Origin of the sequence: Gluconobacter sp. Dm-73, assembly GCF_018256215.1 — a bacterium.
GTDB lineage: Bacteria > Pseudomonadota > Alphaproteobacteria > Acetobacterales > Acetobacteraceae > Gluconobacter > Gluconobacter cadivus.
Window position 1 is genome coordinate 23,001 of record NZ_JAERLW010000011.1, and the last position, 16,606, is coordinate 39,606.

The 16,606-nt window shown below is 56.9% G+C and carries 22 protein-coding genes, 1 tRNA gene and 1 pseudogene; 15 read left to right on the forward strand and 9 right to left on the reverse strand.

Going from position 1 to position 16,606, the window contains the following annotated elements; translation table 11 throughout:
- Window positions 1-39 precede the first annotated feature (39 nt).
- From JK176_RS11870 to JK176_RS11890, 5 genes are read right to left on the reverse strand one after another with little or no spacing between them, the layout of a single operon-like run.
- Complete coding sequence (locus JK176_RS11870) at window positions 40-321, reverse strand: hypothetical protein (RefSeq protein ID WP_249194480.1); 282 nt, start codon at window positions 319-321, stop codon at window positions 40-42.
- The gene (locus JK176_RS11875; RefSeq protein WP_211588038.1) at window positions 321-1,871 is read right to left on the reverse strand and encodes a DnaB-like helicase C-terminal domain-containing protein; all 1,551 of its coding nucleotides are present in this window, start codon (window positions 1,869-1,871) and stop codon (window positions 321-323) included. The genes JK176_RS11870 and JK176_RS11875 overlap by 1 nt, the downstream gene beginning before the upstream one ends.
- Window positions 1,868-2,305 (reverse strand): hypothetical protein, encoded by a 438-nt coding sequence (locus tag JK176_RS11880; RefSeq protein WP_211588039.1) that lies wholly within the window; start codon window positions 2,303-2,305, stop codon window positions 1,868-1,870. The genes JK176_RS11875 and JK176_RS11880 overlap by 4 nt, the downstream gene beginning before the upstream one ends.
- Window positions 2,298-2,528 (reverse strand): hypothetical protein, encoded by a 231-nt coding sequence (locus JK176_RS11885; protein WP_211588040.1) that lies wholly within the window; start codon window positions 2,526-2,528, stop codon window positions 2,298-2,300. The genes JK176_RS11880 and JK176_RS11885 overlap by 8 nt, the downstream gene beginning before the upstream one ends.
- Window positions 2,528-2,974, reverse strand: a complete 447-nt coding sequence (locus JK176_RS11890) for a hypothetical protein (RefSeq protein WP_211588041.1) — start codon at window positions 2,972-2,974, stop codon at window positions 2,528-2,530. The genes JK176_RS11885 and JK176_RS11890 overlap by 1 nt, the downstream gene beginning before the upstream one ends.
- Window positions 2,975-3,416: 442 nt before the next feature.
- On the opposite strand from JK176_RS11890, the gene JK176_RS15220 reads away from it, so the two are divergent.
- From JK176_RS15220 to JK176_RS11925, 9 genes and pseudogenes are all read left to right on the forward strand, one after another.
- A complete protein-coding gene (locus JK176_RS15220) occupies window positions 3,417-3,686 on the forward strand; it encodes a helix-turn-helix domain-containing protein (protein WP_408874192.1) in 270 nt (89 codons plus the stop codon).
- Between the two features lie 4 nt (window positions 3,687-3,690).
- Window positions 3,691-4,056, forward strand: coding sequence for a hypothetical protein (locus JK176_RS11900; protein ID WP_211588043.1), 366 nt, complete (start codon window positions 3,691-3,693; stop codon window positions 4,054-4,056).
- Window positions 4,057-4,161: 105 nt separating this feature from the next.
- On the forward strand, window positions 4,162-4,599 hold the full coding sequence (locus JK176_RS11905; RefSeq protein WP_211588044.1) for a hypothetical protein: 438 nt from the start codon (window positions 4,162-4,164) through the stop codon (window positions 4,597-4,599).
- A complete protein-coding gene (locus JK176_RS11910) occupies window positions 4,599-4,910 on the forward strand; it encodes a hypothetical protein (RefSeq protein ID WP_228125688.1) in 312 nt (103 codons plus the stop codon). Before JK176_RS11905 ends, JK176_RS11910 begins: the two co-directional genes overlap by 1 nt.
- On the forward strand, window positions 4,907-5,461 hold the full coding sequence (locus tag JK176_RS11915; RefSeq protein WP_211588045.1) for a hypothetical protein: 555 nt from the start codon (window positions 4,907-4,909) through the stop codon (window positions 5,459-5,461). The genes JK176_RS11910 and JK176_RS11915 overlap by 4 nt, the downstream gene beginning before the upstream one ends.
- Before the next feature lie 339 nt (window positions 5,462-5,800).
- Window positions 5,801-5,923, forward strand: coding sequence for a hypothetical protein (locus tag JK176_RS15135; RefSeq protein ID WP_283091981.1), 123 nt, complete (start codon window positions 5,801-5,803; stop codon window positions 5,921-5,923).
- Between the two features lie 31 nt (window positions 5,924-5,954).
- Complete coding sequence (locus JK176_RS11920) at window positions 5,955-6,200, forward strand: hypothetical protein (protein ID WP_211588046.1); 246 nt, start codon at window positions 5,955-5,957, stop codon at window positions 6,198-6,200.
- Window positions 6,201-6,269: 69 nt separating this feature from the next.
- Window positions 6,270-6,449 (forward strand): annotated as a pseudogene (locus tag JK176_RS15225) (helix-turn-helix domain-containing protein); the annotation flags it as partial.
- Window positions 6,450-6,472: 23 nt separating this feature from the next.
- The gene (locus JK176_RS11925) at window positions 6,473-7,543 is read left to right on the forward strand and encodes a site-specific integrase (protein WP_211588047.1); all 1,071 of its coding nucleotides are present in this window, start codon (window positions 6,473-6,475) and stop codon (window positions 7,541-7,543) included.
- A 31-nt stretch (window positions 7,544-7,574) separates the two neighbouring features.
- Here JK176_RS11925 and JK176_RS11930 read toward each other — a convergent pair.
- Both JK176_RS11930 and dksA read right to left on the reverse strand, forming a co-directional pair.
- Window positions 7,575-7,649: transfer RNA gene (locus JK176_RS11930), tRNA-Thr, on the reverse strand.
- A gap of 52 nt (window positions 7,650-7,701) precedes the next feature.
- Window positions 7,702-8,115: an RNA polymerase-binding protein DksA gene (gene dksA, locus JK176_RS11935; RefSeq protein WP_099286346.1), complete on the reverse strand. Its 414-nt coding sequence runs from the start codon at window positions 8,113-8,115 to the stop codon at window positions 7,702-7,704.
- A gap of 276 nt (window positions 8,116-8,391) precedes the next feature.
- Between dksA and JK176_RS11940 the strand changes: the two genes are divergently transcribed.
- The 3 genes from JK176_RS11940 to JK176_RS11950 all read left to right on the forward strand — a co-directional run bounded on the left by JK176_RS11940 (window position 8,392) and on the right by JK176_RS11950 (window position 10,225).
- Window positions 8,392-9,492 (forward strand): flagellar basal body P-ring protein FlgI, encoded by a 1,101-nt coding sequence (locus JK176_RS11940; protein WP_211588107.1) that lies wholly within the window; start codon window positions 8,392-8,394, stop codon window positions 9,490-9,492.
- Between the two features lie 104 nt (window positions 9,493-9,596).
- Window positions 9,597-9,794 carry a rod-binding protein gene (locus JK176_RS11945; RefSeq protein WP_228125379.1) on the forward strand — a complete coding sequence of 66 codons (198 nt, stop codon included), beginning with the start codon at window positions 9,597-9,599 and terminating at the stop codon, window positions 9,792-9,794.
- Window positions 9,791-10,225, forward strand: a complete 435-nt coding sequence (locus tag JK176_RS11950) for a flagellar protein FlgN (RefSeq protein WP_211588048.1) — start codon at window positions 9,791-9,793, stop codon at window positions 10,223-10,225. Before JK176_RS11945 ends, JK176_RS11950 begins: the two co-directional genes overlap by 4 nt.
- 10 nt (window positions 10,226-10,235) lie before the next feature.
- On the opposite strand, the gene JK176_RS11955 is transcribed toward JK176_RS11950, so the two are convergent.
- Together JK176_RS11955 and hpnH are read right to left on the reverse strand one after the other, a co-directional pair.
- Window positions 10,236-11,528, reverse strand: a complete 1,293-nt coding sequence (locus JK176_RS11955; protein ID WP_211588049.1) for a hemolysin family protein — start codon at window positions 11,526-11,528, stop codon at window positions 10,236-10,238.
- A gap of 150 nt (window positions 11,529-11,678) precedes the next feature.
- Window positions 11,679-12,875: an adenosyl-hopene transferase HpnH gene (hpnH, locus tag JK176_RS11960; RefSeq protein WP_099286250.1), complete on the reverse strand. Its 1,197-nt coding sequence runs from the start codon at window positions 12,873-12,875 to the stop codon at window positions 11,679-11,681.
- Window positions 12,876-13,148: 273 nt separating this feature from the next.
- Here hpnH and JK176_RS11965 point away from each other — a divergent pair, with 273 nt between their 5' ends.
- The 3 genes from JK176_RS11965 to hpnJ are packed head-to-tail and all read left to right on the forward strand — an operon-like array spanning window position 13,149 to window position 16,559.
- A complete protein-coding gene (locus JK176_RS11965; protein ID WP_249194481.1) occupies window positions 13,149-13,868 on the forward strand; it encodes an ABC transporter substrate-binding protein in 720 nt (239 codons plus the stop codon).
- 58 nt (window positions 13,869-13,926) lie between these two features.
- Window positions 13,927-15,138 (forward strand): bacteriohopanetetrol glucosamine biosynthesis glycosyltransferase HpnI, encoded by a 1,212-nt coding sequence (gene hpnI, locus JK176_RS11970; protein ID WP_211588050.1) that lies wholly within the window; start codon window positions 13,927-13,929, stop codon window positions 15,136-15,138.
- Window positions 15,135-16,559 carry a hopanoid biosynthesis associated radical SAM protein HpnJ gene (gene hpnJ, locus JK176_RS11975; RefSeq protein ID WP_194267594.1) on the forward strand — a complete coding sequence of 475 codons (1,425 nt, stop codon included), beginning with the start codon at window positions 15,135-15,137 and terminating at the stop codon, window positions 16,557-16,559. Before hpnI ends, hpnJ begins: the two co-directional genes overlap by 4 nt.
- Window positions 16,560-16,606 lie beyond the last annotated feature (47 nt).

A 16,606-nucleotide genomic window follows, 5' to 3' on the forward strand; every position in this document is an offset into this window, starting at 1 on the left:
TGCACCCGCCAGCACGGCGGGATTGAAAACCTAGAAAACCTAATAGGATGCGAGCCGGTATCCGGATCCGACCGGCTCAAGCACGCCACACTGGACGAGTGAGGGCAGAGCATCGCGAACCGCTCCGGCATCCGCCGCCAGATAGCGGGCGATGTCGTCCGACGTGGCACCTGCACGCCCAGGCGCGCGGATGCTCGGCACAACGTCACCGACATCCGTCAGGCCCAGCCAGATGGCACGCGCCGCAAGCGACAGGGGCTGCCAGCGTCGATCGGACATGACGGCCCGCGCGTGCTTTCCCGGACGCTCGCGGCGCGACATCAGGCGAACTCCAGACCCGCACCCCATGCCGGGCTGCGCATGTCTTCGCCCGCATCGCGGAACCACGTCGTCTCATTGTCGAACAGCATACGGCAGCGGCCTTCAGGTCCGTGCCGGTTTTTCACGACGAACACGTCTCCTTTGCCGCGCGCGGCATCGAGGCGTTCCTGAAACTCCTGACAGCGCACATTGAAGGCGTCGTGGGTTTCCTTGTCCCGTTTAACGAGACTGCCTGACGATGCCTCTTTCTGGATGTAGTAATGCTCGCGATGGATCAGGGCGATGACGTCCGCGTCCTGCTCCAGCGCGCCTGTATCGCGCAGATCGGACATGGCGGGGCGCTTGTTCTCCCGCTTTTCCGATTCACGGTTCAGCTGGGCCAGGACGATGACGGGAACATCCAGTTCCTTGGCGAGGATCTTCAGCTCATTGCTGATTTCCGTCATTTCCTCATAGCGCATGCGGCCACGGACGCGGGGCGAGCCACGCATCAGCTGGACGTAATCCAGAACGATCGCGTTCAAACCGCGCCTGGAGCGCTTCATGCGACGCGCGCGGGACCGGAGCTGCGCGACCGTCAGTCCACCACGGGTATCGATTTCCAGTGGCAGCTTCTGCGCTTCGTCACAGGCACCCTGAAGCGCATTCCATTGCCAGCCTTCCAGCTCTGGCTGCTGACCGGTTGCGGCTTCTTCCGGCACGTCCCAACGGCGACCCGAAAAAACAGAACGTAGGTTCAGGCTGGATTTGGCAGCGCCACCACGCGCGCCGACCTGTTCGGCCGTCATTTCACCTGACCAGAACAGGCAGCGCAGACCAGCTGATGCGACGCGCAATGCGATCCCGAGGCCGATCGACGTCTTGCCCATCGCTGGACGTGCCCCGATCACATACATATTGCCGCCGACCAGACCATTGGTTAGCCGATCGAGCGAGCGATATCCCCAGGACAGACCGGCCAGCGCCGAGCCGCGTTCCACGGCTTCACGGGCCGAGATCAGGGCATTGCACAGAGCCTCATGGAACGTGACGTTCGGCTGACTATCAGACATGCCCATGGCAATGTGCAGCAGTGCTGATTCATGCCCTTCGACAATATCTTCCGCGCGCTGATCTTCCGGCCGACTGCACAGATCTGATGTCTGCTGACACAGCGTCATTAACTCACGACGCATCGCAGCGTCGCGGATCTCACGGGCATAATCCAGTGCGACCAGCGGGCTGACATAGGCATTCATCAGCTTGGCGAGATATTCCCGGGGGTTCAGTTTGCCCCAGACCAGTTCATCCGGATGCTCGAAATGCCGGATGATCGTCAGGATATCGACCTTGCGCGCCTCATTGTACATGAGGAGAGCCTTCTCATAGATCTGGGCGTTCACCGGATCCGAGAAATGTTCAGGCCGCAGGATCTCTTCCACGGCTTCCAGTGTTTTCTTTGAGTCGACCAGAACCGAACCCAGCAAACCATGCTCACACCCAAGGTTCTGCGGTACCGAGCGCAAAGCGCCACCGAACAGGCCGGGATCAACGGGTTTATGAATACTCACGCGGAAACACTCCCGACAACACGTCGCCGGAAGCGCGTCAGACGCGCATATCCCACCGCCTGGAGCAGGGCATCCGAGGCGCGACGATTGTCGTTCAGGTAATTGGAGACGCTGCCAATCGGCAGGCGATGGCGGGTGCAGAAGGACGTCAGACCACCTGCCTGGCGGATCTGATTATTCACTTCCGTAAAAAACTGCATGCTTGTGAGCAGCGGCGCGTGAATGCCACCACGAAGCGGACGATATCGCGGAAAACGATCAAACCCGATCGCTGCCAGAAACTCTTTCGAGGGATCGCGGCGCGAATGGCGAACGTGCGAGACGGTCGTATGCGAGACGCCACGCTGCTCTGCAAAGCGGCTCTGACCACCCGCCGCCGCTATATCTTTATTCAATTCTGACAAAAACTGGAAAGGATCGAGCATCTCAGGCATTCCCGATCTCCAGACAAGCACCAGCCGGAAGAGGGCGCCGCTTGCTGCTGCGCGGAGCGCTTACGGCACGACGGCGCGGCAGATCCAGTCGGTTGATTAAAGACGAAACACTACGGGGCGAAATGCCGACCTTCACTGCGATCGCCCGAACAGACGATCCAGCGGCATGAAGTCGCCGAACAGCAGGCACAATCCGGTCATAGTCGAGGGATGGGCGCGCCATCAGCGTGTTCCCCCGGTTTCTTTGGCCCGGACGATATGCAGCGCGTGCGTCACAACCCGTTGCAGGTTCGCCAGATCACGGGACAGTTCGGCCGCTTCTTCGGGCGTCACGATACCATCCGCCAGAACGCGGATCGTCGTGGCCATTGTCAGTCCAGCCTTGAGCGACACGCCCTCCATGATTTCTGCGACATCGCCATGCCCCAAGTGCAGCGTCGTGATCGAATAGCCTTCCGCATGAGCCATCGCAGACAGGATCAATGGCTCCTGGGCAAATTCGTCTAGGACGATCGCGACATCCACCGGCACGACAGCTGGATAGTTCCGGCTCTGATATTCCGAGAGCTGCGAACGGCCGACGCGAACCACCGAAGCGGCAGCATCAATACTGCCAATGCGATTGATTGCGGCCTGCGTGGCTGTTTTGATTGAAGCGACAGTATTCATACTTTACACTCCCGGACAATATCCGGATGACAAGATAATAATACTGGTTTACGAGTGAATAAATGAATATTTTTCATGTCGCGTTCTCCTATTTACTGGAGGCACAAATATATGCCGCCGCTAATTTTGGAGCATTTTTCGATGTATCGTCGCTATTACTGTTAATGCCGAATACATCAGGGCGGATCTCATACGGAGACAAGCCTGTGATGCAGCACATACGCGACACATTGCGCAAAGCAACGTTGCGCTTTCCCGCCCCCCAAAGCCTTACGGCCTCTCGAGATACATCCATTCCTTCCGCTAACCGCGCTGGGTGAGCTGTATCCAAGGCCAGCCATGAATTGATTGCGTTCATGAGATTATGATCCAACAAAACGTTGGATATGACAAGGACATAATGTTGCGTGCCCTTATCTGCATTTCGCGCCAAGATCGCGAAATGAGCACATCGTCAAAATTGTCCGCCTCTAGTGTGCGATCGGCCTTTTCGGCACGATTGACGATGCTTCGCGAAGCGTATGGAAGAAGCGTCGGACGACCTAATATCACTCGTAAAGAATTTGCGGAGCTTCTTGGCCTCGAGGCTGAGCGCTATTCCACTTATGAGCGAGGTACTCGCGAACCGCCACTTAGTGTCTTGGTGGAGATCCATACGGTTACAGGAGTTAATCTTAATGGATTAATCGCTGGCGATATTGATAAGGCATAAAATTATGAAAAATACTTATGATTATGGCGCGGTATTTAATCCAGATTTGAACATTCTCCGCGTCGGGTTATGGGACGCTGTTAAAGAATTGCCCGAAAGTAAATTTCCAAAAAGTATTCAATTCAACGGATATGATAACATCACATCTGAACTTACAGAAGAAGCGTCTATCTGTTTTATGTGGGCTATTTTCGGCCAACTATGCTGTTTCCACAAAATAAATCCAGAAACTGTTCACTCCGAATTCTTAAATATCCCCGCTTACCATTTTGCCAATTACGTTCCTGGAAGCACTTTAAGCACACAAGAAAAGGATGACATCCTGAATTCCCGAGACCTCACCTCTAGAGAGGAATGGCGGTCCCTTTAGGCGTTAGATCAAACAGAAAAAAAATCAAGCCAACATTTTGTTGTTTACATATCCAACGTTTTGTTGGATTAAACTCTCCACCGCCACCCGCGATGGAGAGTTTCCGTGTCGCACATTCAAGCCCACACAGGCCGTCCTGGTACGCGCCCAGCACTGTTTGACAGACCCGCCCCGCAGACACGGAGTGGCTTTGAACAGCTCCTCACTGAGATCAATCCGCGTGTTCACGCCAAGGCACGCGAACTCTTCGTCAACATGCAGGGCTGCCATAATCAGGCTGGCATCTGTGACGGTTATCGCGACTACGACGATGCCCGGATCTGGTCTGAAAATGCTTTCCGCATTGGCGAGCAGTTGGACGAACTTCTTGCGTCCAATCTGATCCGCGATCCCGTGCCGGATATCCCTGAAAAGACGCTCGACTGCCGTCCAGTGACGACATCGACAATCGAAGAAATCGATCGCGCCCGCCTGCATGACTGGTGCTGGAAAATGGTCGACGTTCTGCGAGCTGTTGTCCCTCCCGCTCAGGGGCGCGCATAATGAATAACACCAGAAAACTCGCACCTAATCGCGGCGGAAGGCCTTATCCTTTCTTCACCGTCTGTGTCACCGGGACGCATCCGAGCAGCAAAGACCGCGTGGATTGCACGGCCTATTCAGATGCTGAAAAGGTCGCCAGGACACGATCGCGGGACACGCTCTGTCCGCAGGACATCTTCTTTTCCGGTCGGCTGGTCGCATCTGTCGGCAGTCCGAACATGGCAGGCGAAATCCTGGTCGACATGACCGTGTTCGGCAGCGCTCTTCTGGAGCGCGTCAGGCAGAACGCAGCCCGAAAGGCCGCATCATGAGCAAGATCCTGATCACAAAGGCCGGTCAGGACGTTCTGGCCCGGAAGATGAAGCACGCCCTTGATACAGCATTGCTGGAGGGGCCTCGGACGACTGAAGAGATCATGATCTCTCTGGTGGTCCTGCTGATCGGCGGAAAATATGACTACAAGGTCATACTGGATCGCATCACGGGCCGGGATGGTGACGGCGGGTTTCGTCGCATGGAGCAGGTCGACGTCGAGGACATCGCGATCGAGACGATCCAGCGCCTCACGCAGATCATTCCTCCATACAAGCGCACAAGCGCTGGCCGACCGGCTGAGTCCTATCAGGTCGGTGAACTGATCGGCGCGATCGTCAATGCCGACACCTATCTGCCGAACATGGCGACTGAGGACGTCCTGGCACACGTTCCCAGGCACACGCTTCTGGAACTCACGCCCGCAGATGTTGGACCAGAGAAGCATGTCAGACGCGCAAAACTTGAAGATCTGCGCGCCAGGATCGTGGAGGCGAACGCCGAGTGGCACCCCACGTCCTTCAGCTCATTCACGGAGGACTTATCGTAATGCAGTCTTATTGCTGGAGGACCGGACTAATTGAGTTCGGCAGATCTACGCCAAGAGGCGCACTTCCGATCGCGAAAGGCCCCGGCAGAAAACTTCGGGCGGCAGTAAGCGCAGTGGCTCGTCATTCTTATGATGCCGGTCAGCTGCTAGTTCCAGGCATTCCAGAGGCTGTCAATGACACCATGGCTTTAACTGCCGCAAAGAACTTCCAAGGAATCATCCGTAAGAGGATGTCCGAGGAATGAAGAACTGCCTCAAGAAGCTCTGGCGCTTCTTCACCAAGCCATACGCCACCCGCGACGAAACCCTCGAAGATGTAGCCCAGAGGAACACATGGTGATGACCAATCTATTCCGTCCGATCCTGTTCGCGGCGCGCTCAATTCGTGACCTGTGGCGCTGGCTCACGAACGATCATGACGACTTCAATCCCGACCGCGATGATATGGGGCACTACCGATGAGCCAGACCGCTGAACCCGCAGGAGAGCCAGCATGAGCGAGCAAACAGACAAAGCCATCAAAGCCATGGCCGCTGCAATCGGCATGATGTCATTCGAAGACCGGGCTGAAACAATAGCGCGCCTGCTGGCCATCGAAGGATTTGCTCACTGCCAATCACCTGAGCAGGCATGTCGATACATCGAGATAATCTCTCGTGAAGCGGGGAAACGCCTTATGGAAGATTGGGGCGCCGCAACCCGCAGTTTTAATTCTCGTGATTGTGCAGGTGAAGCATGAGCAAGCGGACGGATACGGAGCGCTTGGACTGGTTTGACCAGAACTGTGCGCGAGCCCGATCGAGGTGGAATGATTCCACCAAAGGCGTGGAATGGGACGTGCGAGGCGCTTTTGCCAGTAAAACTACTTCGCGTAACCACTGTCGCGGAGCGATGGGACGTCTCGAAACAGTCTGTTCATAATCTGATTCGGTTGGGGAAGTTGGCTGCTATCAGCATCGGCGCCTCCAAACGCATTCATCCTGACGAAGTCGCAAAATACGAGAAAATGCATTGGCACGCCCAAGATCAGACAGCCCATCCTACAGTCTCGCCGAACGGAACGGCCGCTTCTATGTCCAATGGTGGGACGGGAAACAGAAGAAGCGCGTTTCTCTCGGGACGGCAGACCGCGAAGAAGCCAAGCGTGCATTAAGGCAGTTTCTGGCAGGGGTGGATTCACCCTTGCCACCTGCGCAGCCGTTGGTGAGAGATGTTCTGGCTGGTTACATTAAAGACCGCAGGCCTCGCGTCAAAAGCATCGCGAGCATTGAATATGCCTGCGCCGCTTTGAATGTGCATCTGGGGGATTTGAAGCCAGAACACTTAACTAGGCAGGTCTGCCGAAAGTATGCCGAGCAGCGCCGTGCACAGGGCGCCCGAAGTCCAAGCTGGAAGACCCGGAAGCCGCTATCGAATGGTACGATCATCCGAGAGATCGTCACGTTGCGCGCGGCCTTGAAGTGGGCCGTGTCTGAAAAATGGATCTCGGAAGCCCCACAGATAGAGGCTCCCCCAGCTCCTGCATCACGCGAAAGATGGTTGACCCGCGATGAAGCCAAACGTCTGCTCGCACATATTAAAGCGCCACACGTCCACCTGTTTGTTCTGATCGGCCTTTATACGGGCGCTAGAACAGGAGCGATTCTCGAACTGGAATGGAGCCGCGTCGATCTCGCGACAGGTATTATTCATTTTGGGGCGGGGGAGGGGAACAAGCGTCGCTCGATCGTGCCGATGGTGCCGCAGCTGCGAGACGCATTGAGCGCGGCCGCACAAATCAGAACCTCGGATTGGGTTATCGAGTTCTATGGCAAGCCGGTGAAGTCAGTCCGACATGCTTTCCGGGACGCAACGGAAAGTGCAGGATTGGCAGATGTTACTCCGCACACGCTTCGGCATACATGCGCCACATGGATGGTAATGAACGGCGTTCCGTTCGAGATGGTCGCCAAGTTTTTAGGGAACAGTGTCGAAATGATCGAACGTGTTTATGGCCATCACAGTCCTGACTGGCTTCGTCAAGCCGCCAATGCGCTGGCTGGTCTTGATGGGTTTTCTGGTCCGTCTGGTCCAGAAAAATAATTCAGTTATGCTGATTTTTTGGCCGTTTTGCTGGTGCTGCTGGACAGGATTGAACTGTCGACCTCTCCCTTACCAAGGGAGTGCTCTACCACTGAGCTACAGCAGCATACCGTTGCCTTGGCGCGCTTCGTAACGGGTCAGCGCGCCAAGCGCAAGCCTTAATCGTCGCGGTGGACTTTTTCCATCCGCTCATGACGCTCCTGAGCGTCGATGGACATTGTGGCGATCGGGCGGGCTTCGAGCCGTTTCAGGCCGATCGGTTCTCCGGTCTCTTCGCAGAACCCGTAGCTTCCATCCTCGATACGTTCGAGCGCCATATTGATCTTGGTGATCAGTTTGCGTGCCCGGTCACGGGTCCGAAGTTCGAACGCCCGATCCGTCTCGACGCTGGCGCGGTCGGTAATGTCGGATTCATGTATTCCCCCTTCCGAGAGACTCGCAAGTGTTCCATCGGCTTCTTTCAGAAGATCGACACGCCAGCGCAGAAGTTTCTGCCTGAAGTACTCGACCTGAAGCGGGTTCATGAACTCTTCGTTGTCGGAAGGCCTATAATCCGGCGGCAGCGTAATCATGCGCATCCAATCCCTGGCTGATCCGCCGACGTCCGCTTCTAACAGGCGCAGGCGATAACGCGCGGCTTATAACTACCCAAGGCGCATCCGCCAACCCCGAAGATGCTTTGCCTGTCTCTCGGAAAGCGCGGAAATCTGCGTCTCCGTTAGGGGTTTCTTTACCCTGTAAGGCCATCCTCAACACCTGAGACCCCCAGACCTGTCTAGCAGGCATCAGGATACCCCCTGTCACCCATGCGTTTTATTCTGCGATCTCCGTCATCTTTCCGCCTCCTGATGCAGCGGCTTACCGCGTTCGTCTATGTTGGATTGCTTCTCCTGCCAGGTTTCGCTCTGGCAGCCAGTGTCCGCATCAAGGACATCACGGATATGGAAGGCGTGCGGAGCAACCAGTTGATCGGTTACGGTCTTGTCGTGGGACTGAATGGTACCGGCGACCGACTCACCAATACGATTTTTACGCGCGAAACGCTGATTTCGATGCTGAATCGGCTAGGCGTCAACATTCGGGATCAGGAAACCCAGCTTCAGACACATGACGTTGCCGCAGTCATGGTGACAGCAGATCTCCCGGCTTTTGCGCATGGTGGAAACCGAATTGACGTAACGGTGTCTGCTGCGGGCGATGCATCTTCTCTTACAGGAGGTACGCTGCTGGTCACGCCCCTGATGGCGGCTGATGGTGAGGTTTATGCCGTGGCTCAGGGATCGTTAGCGACAAACGCTTTTTCAGCGCGCGGTGCGGCTGCATCCATCACCCGTAATGTGCCAACGAGCGGACATATTGCGAATGGCGGTATTGTCGAACGGGAGGTTCCTTTCGACCTCAGTCATCGCGCCAATCTGCATCTGAGCCTGCGCAATCCTGATTTCACGACCGCGAGTCGGATCGTGGCGATCATTAACCGGACCTTTGGGCCAATTGCGAATGTTCAGGATCCGCGTACGGTCCTGCTGGATCTGAGCAGCCATGATCCTGTTCCTACGCTTTCGCGAATCGGTGATCTGCTGGTGACGCCCGATACGCCTGCCAAGGTGGTGGTCGATGAAGCCAGCGGAACCATCATAATGGGAGCGGATGTCCGGATCAGCACGGTTGCCGTGGCACAGGGAAATCTGACCGTACAAGTGACCGAAACTCCTCAGGTCTCTCAACCCGGCCCCTTTTCCAATGGCCAGACAGCCATTGTACCTCGCACAAACGTCAAGGTGGATACGGGCAAGAACCAACATCTGGCTGTTGTGCCTGGCGGAACAACGCTCAGGGAGCTTGTTGCGGGCCTGAATGCCCTGGGTGTGGGGCCAAGAGACATGATCAGCATTTTGCAGGCCATCAAGGCAGATGGTGCCCTGCAGGCAGAACTGGAGATGCGTTGATGACCATATCCTCGACCAGCAGCACAATATCATCCGGATTTCCGTTACATGGGCAGAAGGCAGACCCGGCTAAAACCCTCAAGTCTGCCCAGGATTTCGAATCCATGGCTATTAACCAAATGCTTCAGCCCATGTTCGCTACGGAAGACGACAGTGACAATATGTTCAGCGGCGGAGCCGGAGAAAAGCAGTTCCGGCCCATGCTGGTGGAGCAGATTGCCAAACAGATGGAAAACAATGGTGGTATCGGCATGACGGATGCGATTGATCGCCAGATGCTGGCCATGCAGGAGCAGAAATGAGCGCCTCCATTATTCCCGCCATGCAGCGGCTGATCGCCATTCTGGAAGAGGAAAATTCTGCCTTGGAAGAAGCGCGTATCCCGGATGCGTTGGCGCTCCTGCCCGACAAGCAGAATGCCGCCAGAACGCTAGAGCAAGAAGTCGCGGTAGCCAATGATCGAAAAAAGGATTTTTGTCCCTGCTGTCCGGATGATGAAGACAGTGAAGAGCGACTGGAGTCGTCGGCGTTGCCTTATCGAGATTTACTGGAACAGATGACAGAACTGGGCAATCGCAATGGTGAACTTCTGCAAAGGGCAATTACGGCACAGAAGCGTGTGATTGAACTTTTGACCTCAACTCCAGCGACAAGTTTGCCCCAGAACTACGGCAATCAGGGAGCTTACGCCCCGATCAGTGAAAGGCAGGCCTTTTTCACAAGCAGGGCCTGAAACCGTCTGGTCAGTCCTCGGCAAGAATCTGTCTACTGACCTTGACCTTTCCGACGCGCCGGCGGTCCATTTCCAGAACCTCGAATAGCCATCCGCCAAACGCGACCTTGTCTCCACGTGCAGGAACACGCCTGAGAAGCGCCAGCATGACACCGCCAAGGGTATGGTACCCTCCGGCGCCGGGGAGTTCCGGCAGGTTGAGCCGCGAGCGTAGTTCATCCGCAGGCATAAAACCTTCAAAAATATAATCGTCTTCGCCTTCGGCGGCCTGCAGTTCAGACGAAGAGGACTCCGTTTTTTCTTCGCCAACGATTGCCTCCAGAACGTCCGACGGTGTGACGATGCCTTCGAACGAACCGTATTCGTCCAGAACGAACGTAATTCCGAGATTGACCCCGCGCATACGCTCGATCATGTCCTGGGCGCTGAGGCTATCCGGAATAACGGGAGGCTCACGCAGGACCGCATCAATGGAAACCGGAAGTTTCAGCAGCAGCCGGTCCATGATGTCCTTGGCAAGAATGACGCCGACCGGATGATCGACATCGCCTTCACAGACCACAATCCGGGCGTAGGAAGTCTGGCGTAGTTTGCGAACCAGTGTTTCCTGATCCGCATGTCTGTCAATCCAGAAGAGTTCATTGCGCGGCGTCATGATGGCTCTCACCGGTCGGTCTGCCAGACGCAGAAGGCGCTCGATCATGGCCTGTTCGTCGGTTTCTAGTACGCCCGCCCGTGCACCTTCGGCGAGGACAGCCTTCAGTTCCTCTTCCGTCACGGCAGCGCGCGTCAGAGGTCCGATCCGGAGCGCCCGGAGCACCAAAGAGGATGTGCCGCTCAGCAGCCAGACGATCGGTTGTGCTATCCGCGCGACGCCAACCAGAAGCCAGGCCAGACGTGAAGCAATGGCTTCCGGTTGTTGCAGGGCAATCTGTTTGGGAATCAGTTCACCGAAAACCAGCATGGCAAAGGTGATGATTGCGACAACGAGAACCATCGAGATTTCGCTGGCAATCGGGCGCAGTGAGGGAATATCCGCAATCCAGGGCGTGACGGTACTCTCCATCTGGCTGCCGCCAAACGTACCTTCAAGAATGGACACCAGCGTCATGCCGACCTGAACGGTCGGCAGGAAACTGTGCGGATCTTCCGCCAGACGGATTGCAGTTGTTGCGCCCCGGACTCCCTGCTTGGCCAGAACCTCAAGCCGTGGCCGTTTCGCCGAAATGAGAGCCATTTCTCCCATGGCAAACACGGCATTGAGGAAAATGAGCAGGCAGATAACAAGAATAGGGGTCAGCATGGTCCGGCCGGAATAATGAATGGCCAATCATAACAGGACGACTGACGGATGCCATGCCATTCATTTGGTGAGTGTAGACGCCAGGCTTGTCCATAAAAAAACCGGCTCACAGGGAGCCGGTTTTTTCGTGCGGATTAAACAAATCCGTTTTCAGTCTGCTGCGTCGGCAGCTTCTGAAACTGTATTGGCAGCCGGGCGGCCGTTGACACGGACACGCGGGCCACGAGCGGGCTTGGCGCCTGTGGAAATGCGTTCCATCTGCTGCTGGACCTGCGCTTCATAGCCGTATTCGGCAGGACGCTGGTTGGCGAGCGAGATTTCCGGAACCATCGGCTTTTCGGTCTCGGGGCCGAACAGGGCGACCTTCGCGATGTGCCAGGGGCGTGCGACAGCGTCCATGACGGCTGTGGATTCGTAACCGGAATGCACCATGCAGTCGGCGCATTTCTCATATGCGCCTGTGCCGTACTGCTCCCAGGCCGTATCTTCCATCAGCTCCTTGAAGGTCTTGGCATAACCTTCGCCGAGCAGATAGCACGGACGCTGCCAACCAAAGACCGTACGCAGCGGCTTGCCCCAAGGCGTGCAGTGATAGTTTTCATTGCCTGCCAGGAAGTTCAGGAACAGCGGGGACTGCGTGAAGCGCCATTTCTTGCCTTTTCCAAGGCGGAATACGTCGCGGAAAAGCTGCTTTGTCTTCTGGCGGTTCAGGAAGTGCTCCTGATCCGGTGCGCGCTCGTAGGCATAGCCCGGAGCCGTCATGATGCCGTCAACGCCCAGGGCCATGACTTCATCGAAGAAGGCTGCGAGACGTTCGGGGACGACTCCATCGAAGACGGTGCAGTTGATCGAGACGCGGAAGCCACGGGATTTTGCAAGGCGGATGGCCGCTACGGCACGGTCATACACGCCGTCCTGACACACCGAGGCGTCATGCATCACCTGATCGCCGTCAAGATGCACGTCCCAGGAGAAGAACGGGGAGGGTTCGTAATCGTCGAGCTTCTTTTCAAGCAGCAGCCCGTTCGTGCACAGGTAGACGTATTTTTTGCGCCCGATCAAACCTTTGACGATCTGGGGCATTTCCTTGTGCAGGAGGGGTTCACCACCGGCGATTGCAATGACAGGAGCACCGGCTTCCGTGTCGGCATCCAGACATTCCTGAAGGCTGAGACGCTGGTTCAGGATCTGCGCCGGATAGTCGATCTTGCCGCAACCGGCGCAGGCCAGATTGCAACGGAACAGCGGTTCGAGCATCAGGACCAGCGGATATCGCTTGCGGCCCGTGAGGTGCTGCTTGACAACGTACCGTCCGACTCGGACAGCCTGCATCAAAGGAACGGCCATTATAATCCTCTGGTTCTAGCCTCCGGAAGGTGCGTCCATCAGGGCGCCCGGGGCCTTGCACATCGTGGATGGCCCGTGGCCCCCTTTTCTGCCCCGGTTTTGAAAACCGGAAAACGTGAAGGACCATCGGGCGTTAGATTGACTGCCTATAGACCCATTGTCGTGTTCGCCTCAATGTCAGACGGCATATTTCGTACCGCCCCTGTGGCTAATCGAGCACAGATGGCTTTATGGATGCCAGAACTTGATACAGGGAACTTGATACATTGTGTCATGAACCTGATCTCTATGCCCGGAATTGTCTACCAGGACGAAAGTACGACCATGATTTGCCGTTTTTCCCCGAAAGTGACTCTGTCTCTTCTGTCTGCCTGCCTTCTGACAGGGCCTGTTGCGTTGACGTCGCTCTCTCCGGCAGCGCTGGCCGATGCGGCAGAGGTGGTTATGCCGGCGGATTCCGCTGCTGCCGTGGCGCCTGTCACAGCTCTCTATGACGCGCTGAAGGTTGCCCAGAAAACCGGAAAAACCGCCCAGCAGCGCGCAACGATGATTGCTCCTGCCGTGGATCATGCGTTTGATCTTGAAGCGATTCTTCGTCGCTCAGTCGGTGTACGTTATAACAGTCTGAGCCCTTCGGATCGCACGCGCCTTCTGGGATCGTTCCGTCAGTTCACGATCGCGCACTATGCCGCATCGTTTAAGCCTCAGGCGCAGGCCGCATTTACCGTCTCTCCACAGACGCGCCCCAATCCGACCGGAGGTGTGATTGTTGATACGACGATCGGCGGGACAGATGGCGCAGAAGCCGTGCCCATCGACTACATCATGACGAATGGAGCGTCGGGCTGGCGGATTACGGACGTTCTTCTGAACGCGCATATCAGTCAGGTCGCCGCGCAGCGTTCCGATTTCGGGGGTGCCCTGAGCCAGGGCGGTGCCAATGGTCTGGCCGATCATCTGGACGACAAGACAGCCCATTTCCTGCATGACTGAGCCCGGTTTCGCGATGGCAGTCTTTCCCAAAAGCGTTTGGGAAGGCTAGAACACCGTCGTGCCCTTACCTCTTACCATTGCAGCCAGCGTCTGTGCCCTTGTTTCTGCCGCTGGAAACCTACAGGCGCTGACGGGCGCCCTCCTGCTCGCCCGGTTCCGTCGCACGGAGCGCCGCGCGGATGACGCGCTGCGCCTGTTCGAGCGGACATGGCCCGCCGTCACGGTCATGAAGCCTCTGCACGGCAACGAGCCGCTGCTGGAGGATGCGCTGGAAAGCGTCTTCACACAGGACTATTCCGACTTTCAGATCGTCTTTGGCGTACAGGACGCGCAGGACACTGCTCTGGCCGTTATTGAACGCCTTCGATTACGCTATCCGCAGGTTCCGGTCAGTGTAGTGATTGATCCGCGCGAATATGGTCCGAACCGCAAGGTCGGGAATCTGATGAACATGTACGGGGAGGCCCGCCATGACATTATCGTGATCTCCGACTCGGATATTCACGCCAGTCCCAATTATCTACGTCATGTTGTGACGAGTCTGGAAGAGCAGGGAACCGGTCTGGTGACGACCCTGTATTCTGGCCGTCCTGCTGCCGGGACGCTCGTACAGCAACTCGGTGCGTGTCAGATTAATCATAATTTCCTGCCCGGCGTCATGATGTCCCGTTTTCTGGGGCGTCAGGACTGTCTGGGCGCGACCATGGCCCTGCGGCGTCAGACCCTTGAAGAGATCGGTGGTCTTGAGGCGCTGGTTGATCATGTGGCGGATGATGCCGAGTTGGGTCAACTCATCCGGGGTCGGGGCGACAATATCGCCATCGCCCCGACCCTGACCCACACGACTGTGGGCGAACATTCGCTCGGCGAGCTGCTGGCGCATGAGCTGCGCTGGGGGCGGACCGTCAAAAATGTCGCGCCGGTCGGCTATGGTCTGTCATCCATTCAGCTTCCCTTATTCTGGGCTGTGACGGCCGTGCTGTTCCGTCCGAATGCCTGGTGGACATGGCTCCTGCTGCTTCTGACATGGCTGCTCCGTGCCATCGGAAGCCGCATCATGGACCGTGCCACGGACTGTCCGCTCCCCAGCGTCATCCCGCTTCTGGTCATCCGTGACTGGCTGTCTGCTGCCATCATGGTGGGCAGTGCGCGCGGATCGCGCGTTGCATGGCGGGGCAGAACGGTCCATATCGCCCGAAGAAAACGTAATTCCGTGTCCTGCGCCCCCTCGCTCCAGGCCGGCGCCACCCAAAGGAGTGTCCGATCATGATGAGAACCCTTTTTCTCCAGCCTCCTTCCTTCGACGGCTTTGACGGTGGCGCGGGCTCCCGCTACCAGGCAAAGCGCGAAATCAAGTCCTTCTGGTTTCCGACATGGCTGGCCCAGCCCGCCGCTCTTGTTCCCGGATCGCGTCTGATTGATGCTCCTCCCGCCAAGATGGGCATGGACCCCATCCTCGAAGACGTAAAGAACCGCGACCTCGTCGTCATCCATACGTCCACGCCGTCCTTCGCTTCTGACGTCCGCGTGGCGCAGATGATCAAGGATGCCAATCCGAAGATCATGATCGGCATGGTCGGCGCGAAGGTGGCCGTCCAGCCGACCGAGAGCATGGAGAAAGGCAGCCCGATCGACTTCGTGGCGCGCAACGAGTTCGATTTCACCATCAAGGAAATCGCCGAAGGCAAGCCACTTGCGGAAGTGGATGGCATCACCTGGCGCAACGAGAAGGGTGAGATCGTCGCGAACAAGGATCGCGCGATGATCGAAGACATGGACAGCCTGCCGTTCGTGACCGAGGTTTACAAGCGTGACCTCAACATCAACGACTACTTCATCGGCTATCTGAAGCACCCCTACATCTCGATCTATACGGGCCGTGGCTGCAAGTCGCGCTGCACGTTCTGCCTGTGGCCGCAGACGGTGGGCGGCCATCGTTACCGGACCCGCAGCCCCGAGCATGTGGCTGCCGAAGTGCGGCTGGCCAAGCAGTACTTCCCCGAAGTGCAGGAATTCATGTTCGATGATGACACCTTCACGGACGATCTGCCGCGCGCCGAAGCCATTGCCCGCGAAATGGGTAAGCTCGGTGTCACATGGTCCTGCAACGCCAAGGCGAATGTTCCTTACGACACCCTGAAGATTCTCAAGGAAAACGGCCTGCGTCTGCTGCTCGTCGGGTATGAGAGCGGCAACCAGCAGATCCTTCACAACATCAAGAAGGGCATGCTGGTCGAAACGGCCAAGGAATTCACGCGCAACTGCCACAAGCTGGGCATCAAGATCCACGGAACCTTCATCGTCGGCCTGCCGGGCGAGACGAAGGAGACCATTCAGGAGACGATCCAGTTCGCTAAAGAGATTAACCCGCATACGCTGCAGGTGTCCCTGGCCGCGCCATATCCCGGCACGTTCCTGCACAAGCAGGCGACGGAAAATGGCTGGCTGAACGAGGCGGAAGCCGAACTGATTGATGAGAGTGGCGTGCAGATTGCACCGCTGCATTATCCGCATCTGTCGCATACGGAAATCTTCGAGAGCGTCGAGGAGTTCTACCGCAAGTTCTACTTCCGCGGCTCCAAGATCGCCTCCATCGTCAACGAGATGATCCGCAGCCCGCAGATGATGAAGCGTCGTCTGCGCGAAGGTGTGGAGTTCTTCCAGTTCCTCAAGGACCGTCACGCCGCCTGAGCGGCGCGCCTGACGTATTATTTTTCAGGGGTCATGGCGCATGTCAT

What these genes read in the sequence shown, in the direction of transcription:
- JK176_RS11870 (WP_249194480.1), bottom strand. Translation starts at nt 321, where the DNA reads ATGTCGCGCCGCGAGCGTCCGGGAAAGCACGCGCGGGCCGTCATGTCC.
- JK176_RS11880 (WP_211588039.1), bottom strand. Translation starts at nt 2,305, where the DNA reads ATGCCTGAGATGCTCGATCCTTTCCAGTTTTTGTCAGAATTGAATAAA.
- JK176_RS11885 (WP_211588040.1), bottom strand. Translation starts at nt 2,528, where the DNA reads ATGGCGCGCCCATCCCTCGACTATGACCGGATTGTGCCTGCTGTTCGG.
- JK176_RS11890 (WP_211588041.1), bottom strand. Translation starts at nt 2,974, where the DNA reads ATGAATACTGTCGCTTCAATCAAAACAGCCACGCAGGCCGCAATCAAT.
- JK176_RS15220 (WP_408874192.1), top strand. Translation starts at nt 3,417, where the DNA reads ATGAGCACATCGTCAAAATTGTCCGCCTCTAGTGTGCGATCGGCCTTT.
- JK176_RS11900 (WP_211588043.1), top strand. Translation starts at nt 3,691, where the DNA reads ATGAAAAATACTTATGATTATGGCGCGGTATTTAATCCAGATTTGAAC.
- JK176_RS11910 (WP_228125688.1), top strand. Translation starts at nt 4,599, where the DNA reads ATGAATAACACCAGAAAACTCGCACCTAATCGCGGCGGAAGGCCTTAT.
- JK176_RS11915 (WP_211588045.1), top strand. Translation starts at nt 4,907, where the DNA reads ATGAGCAAGATCCTGATCACAAAGGCCGGTCAGGACGTTCTGGCCCGG.
- JK176_RS15135 (WP_283091981.1), top strand. Translation starts at nt 5,801, where the DNA reads ATGACCAATCTATTCCGTCCGATCCTGTTCGCGGCGCGCTCAATTCGT.
- JK176_RS11920 (WP_211588046.1), top strand. Translation starts at nt 5,955, where the DNA reads ATGAGCGAGCAAACAGACAAAGCCATCAAAGCCATGGCCGCTGCAATC.
- dksA (WP_099286346.1), bottom strand. Translation starts at nt 8,115, where the DNA reads ATGATTACGCTGCCGCCGGATTATAGGCCTTCCGACAACGAAGAGTTC.
- JK176_RS11940 (WP_211588107.1), top strand. Translation starts at nt 8,392, where the DNA reads ATGCAGCGGCTTACCGCGTTCGTCTATGTTGGATTGCTTCTCCTGCCA.
- JK176_RS11945 (WP_228125379.1), top strand. Translation starts at nt 9,597, where the DNA reads ATGGCTATTAACCAAATGCTTCAGCCCATGTTCGCTACGGAAGACGAC.
- JK176_RS11950 (WP_211588048.1), top strand. Translation starts at nt 9,791, where the DNA reads ATGAGCGCCTCCATTATTCCCGCCATGCAGCGGCTGATCGCCATTCTG.
- JK176_RS11955 (WP_211588049.1), bottom strand. Translation starts at nt 11,528, where the DNA reads ATGCTGACCCCTATTCTTGTTATCTGCCTGCTCATTTTCCTCAATGCC.
- hpnH (WP_099286250.1), bottom strand. Translation starts at nt 12,875, where the DNA reads ATGGCCGTTCCTTTGATGCAGGCTGTCCGAGTCGGACGGTACGTTGTC.
- JK176_RS11965 (WP_249194481.1), top strand. Translation starts at nt 13,149, where the DNA reads ATGAACCTGATCTCTATGCCCGGAATTGTCTACCAGGACGAAAGTACG.
- hpnJ (WP_194267594.1), top strand. Translation starts at nt 15,135, where the DNA reads ATGATGAGAACCCTTTTTCTCCAGCCTCCTTCCTTCGACGGCTTTGAC.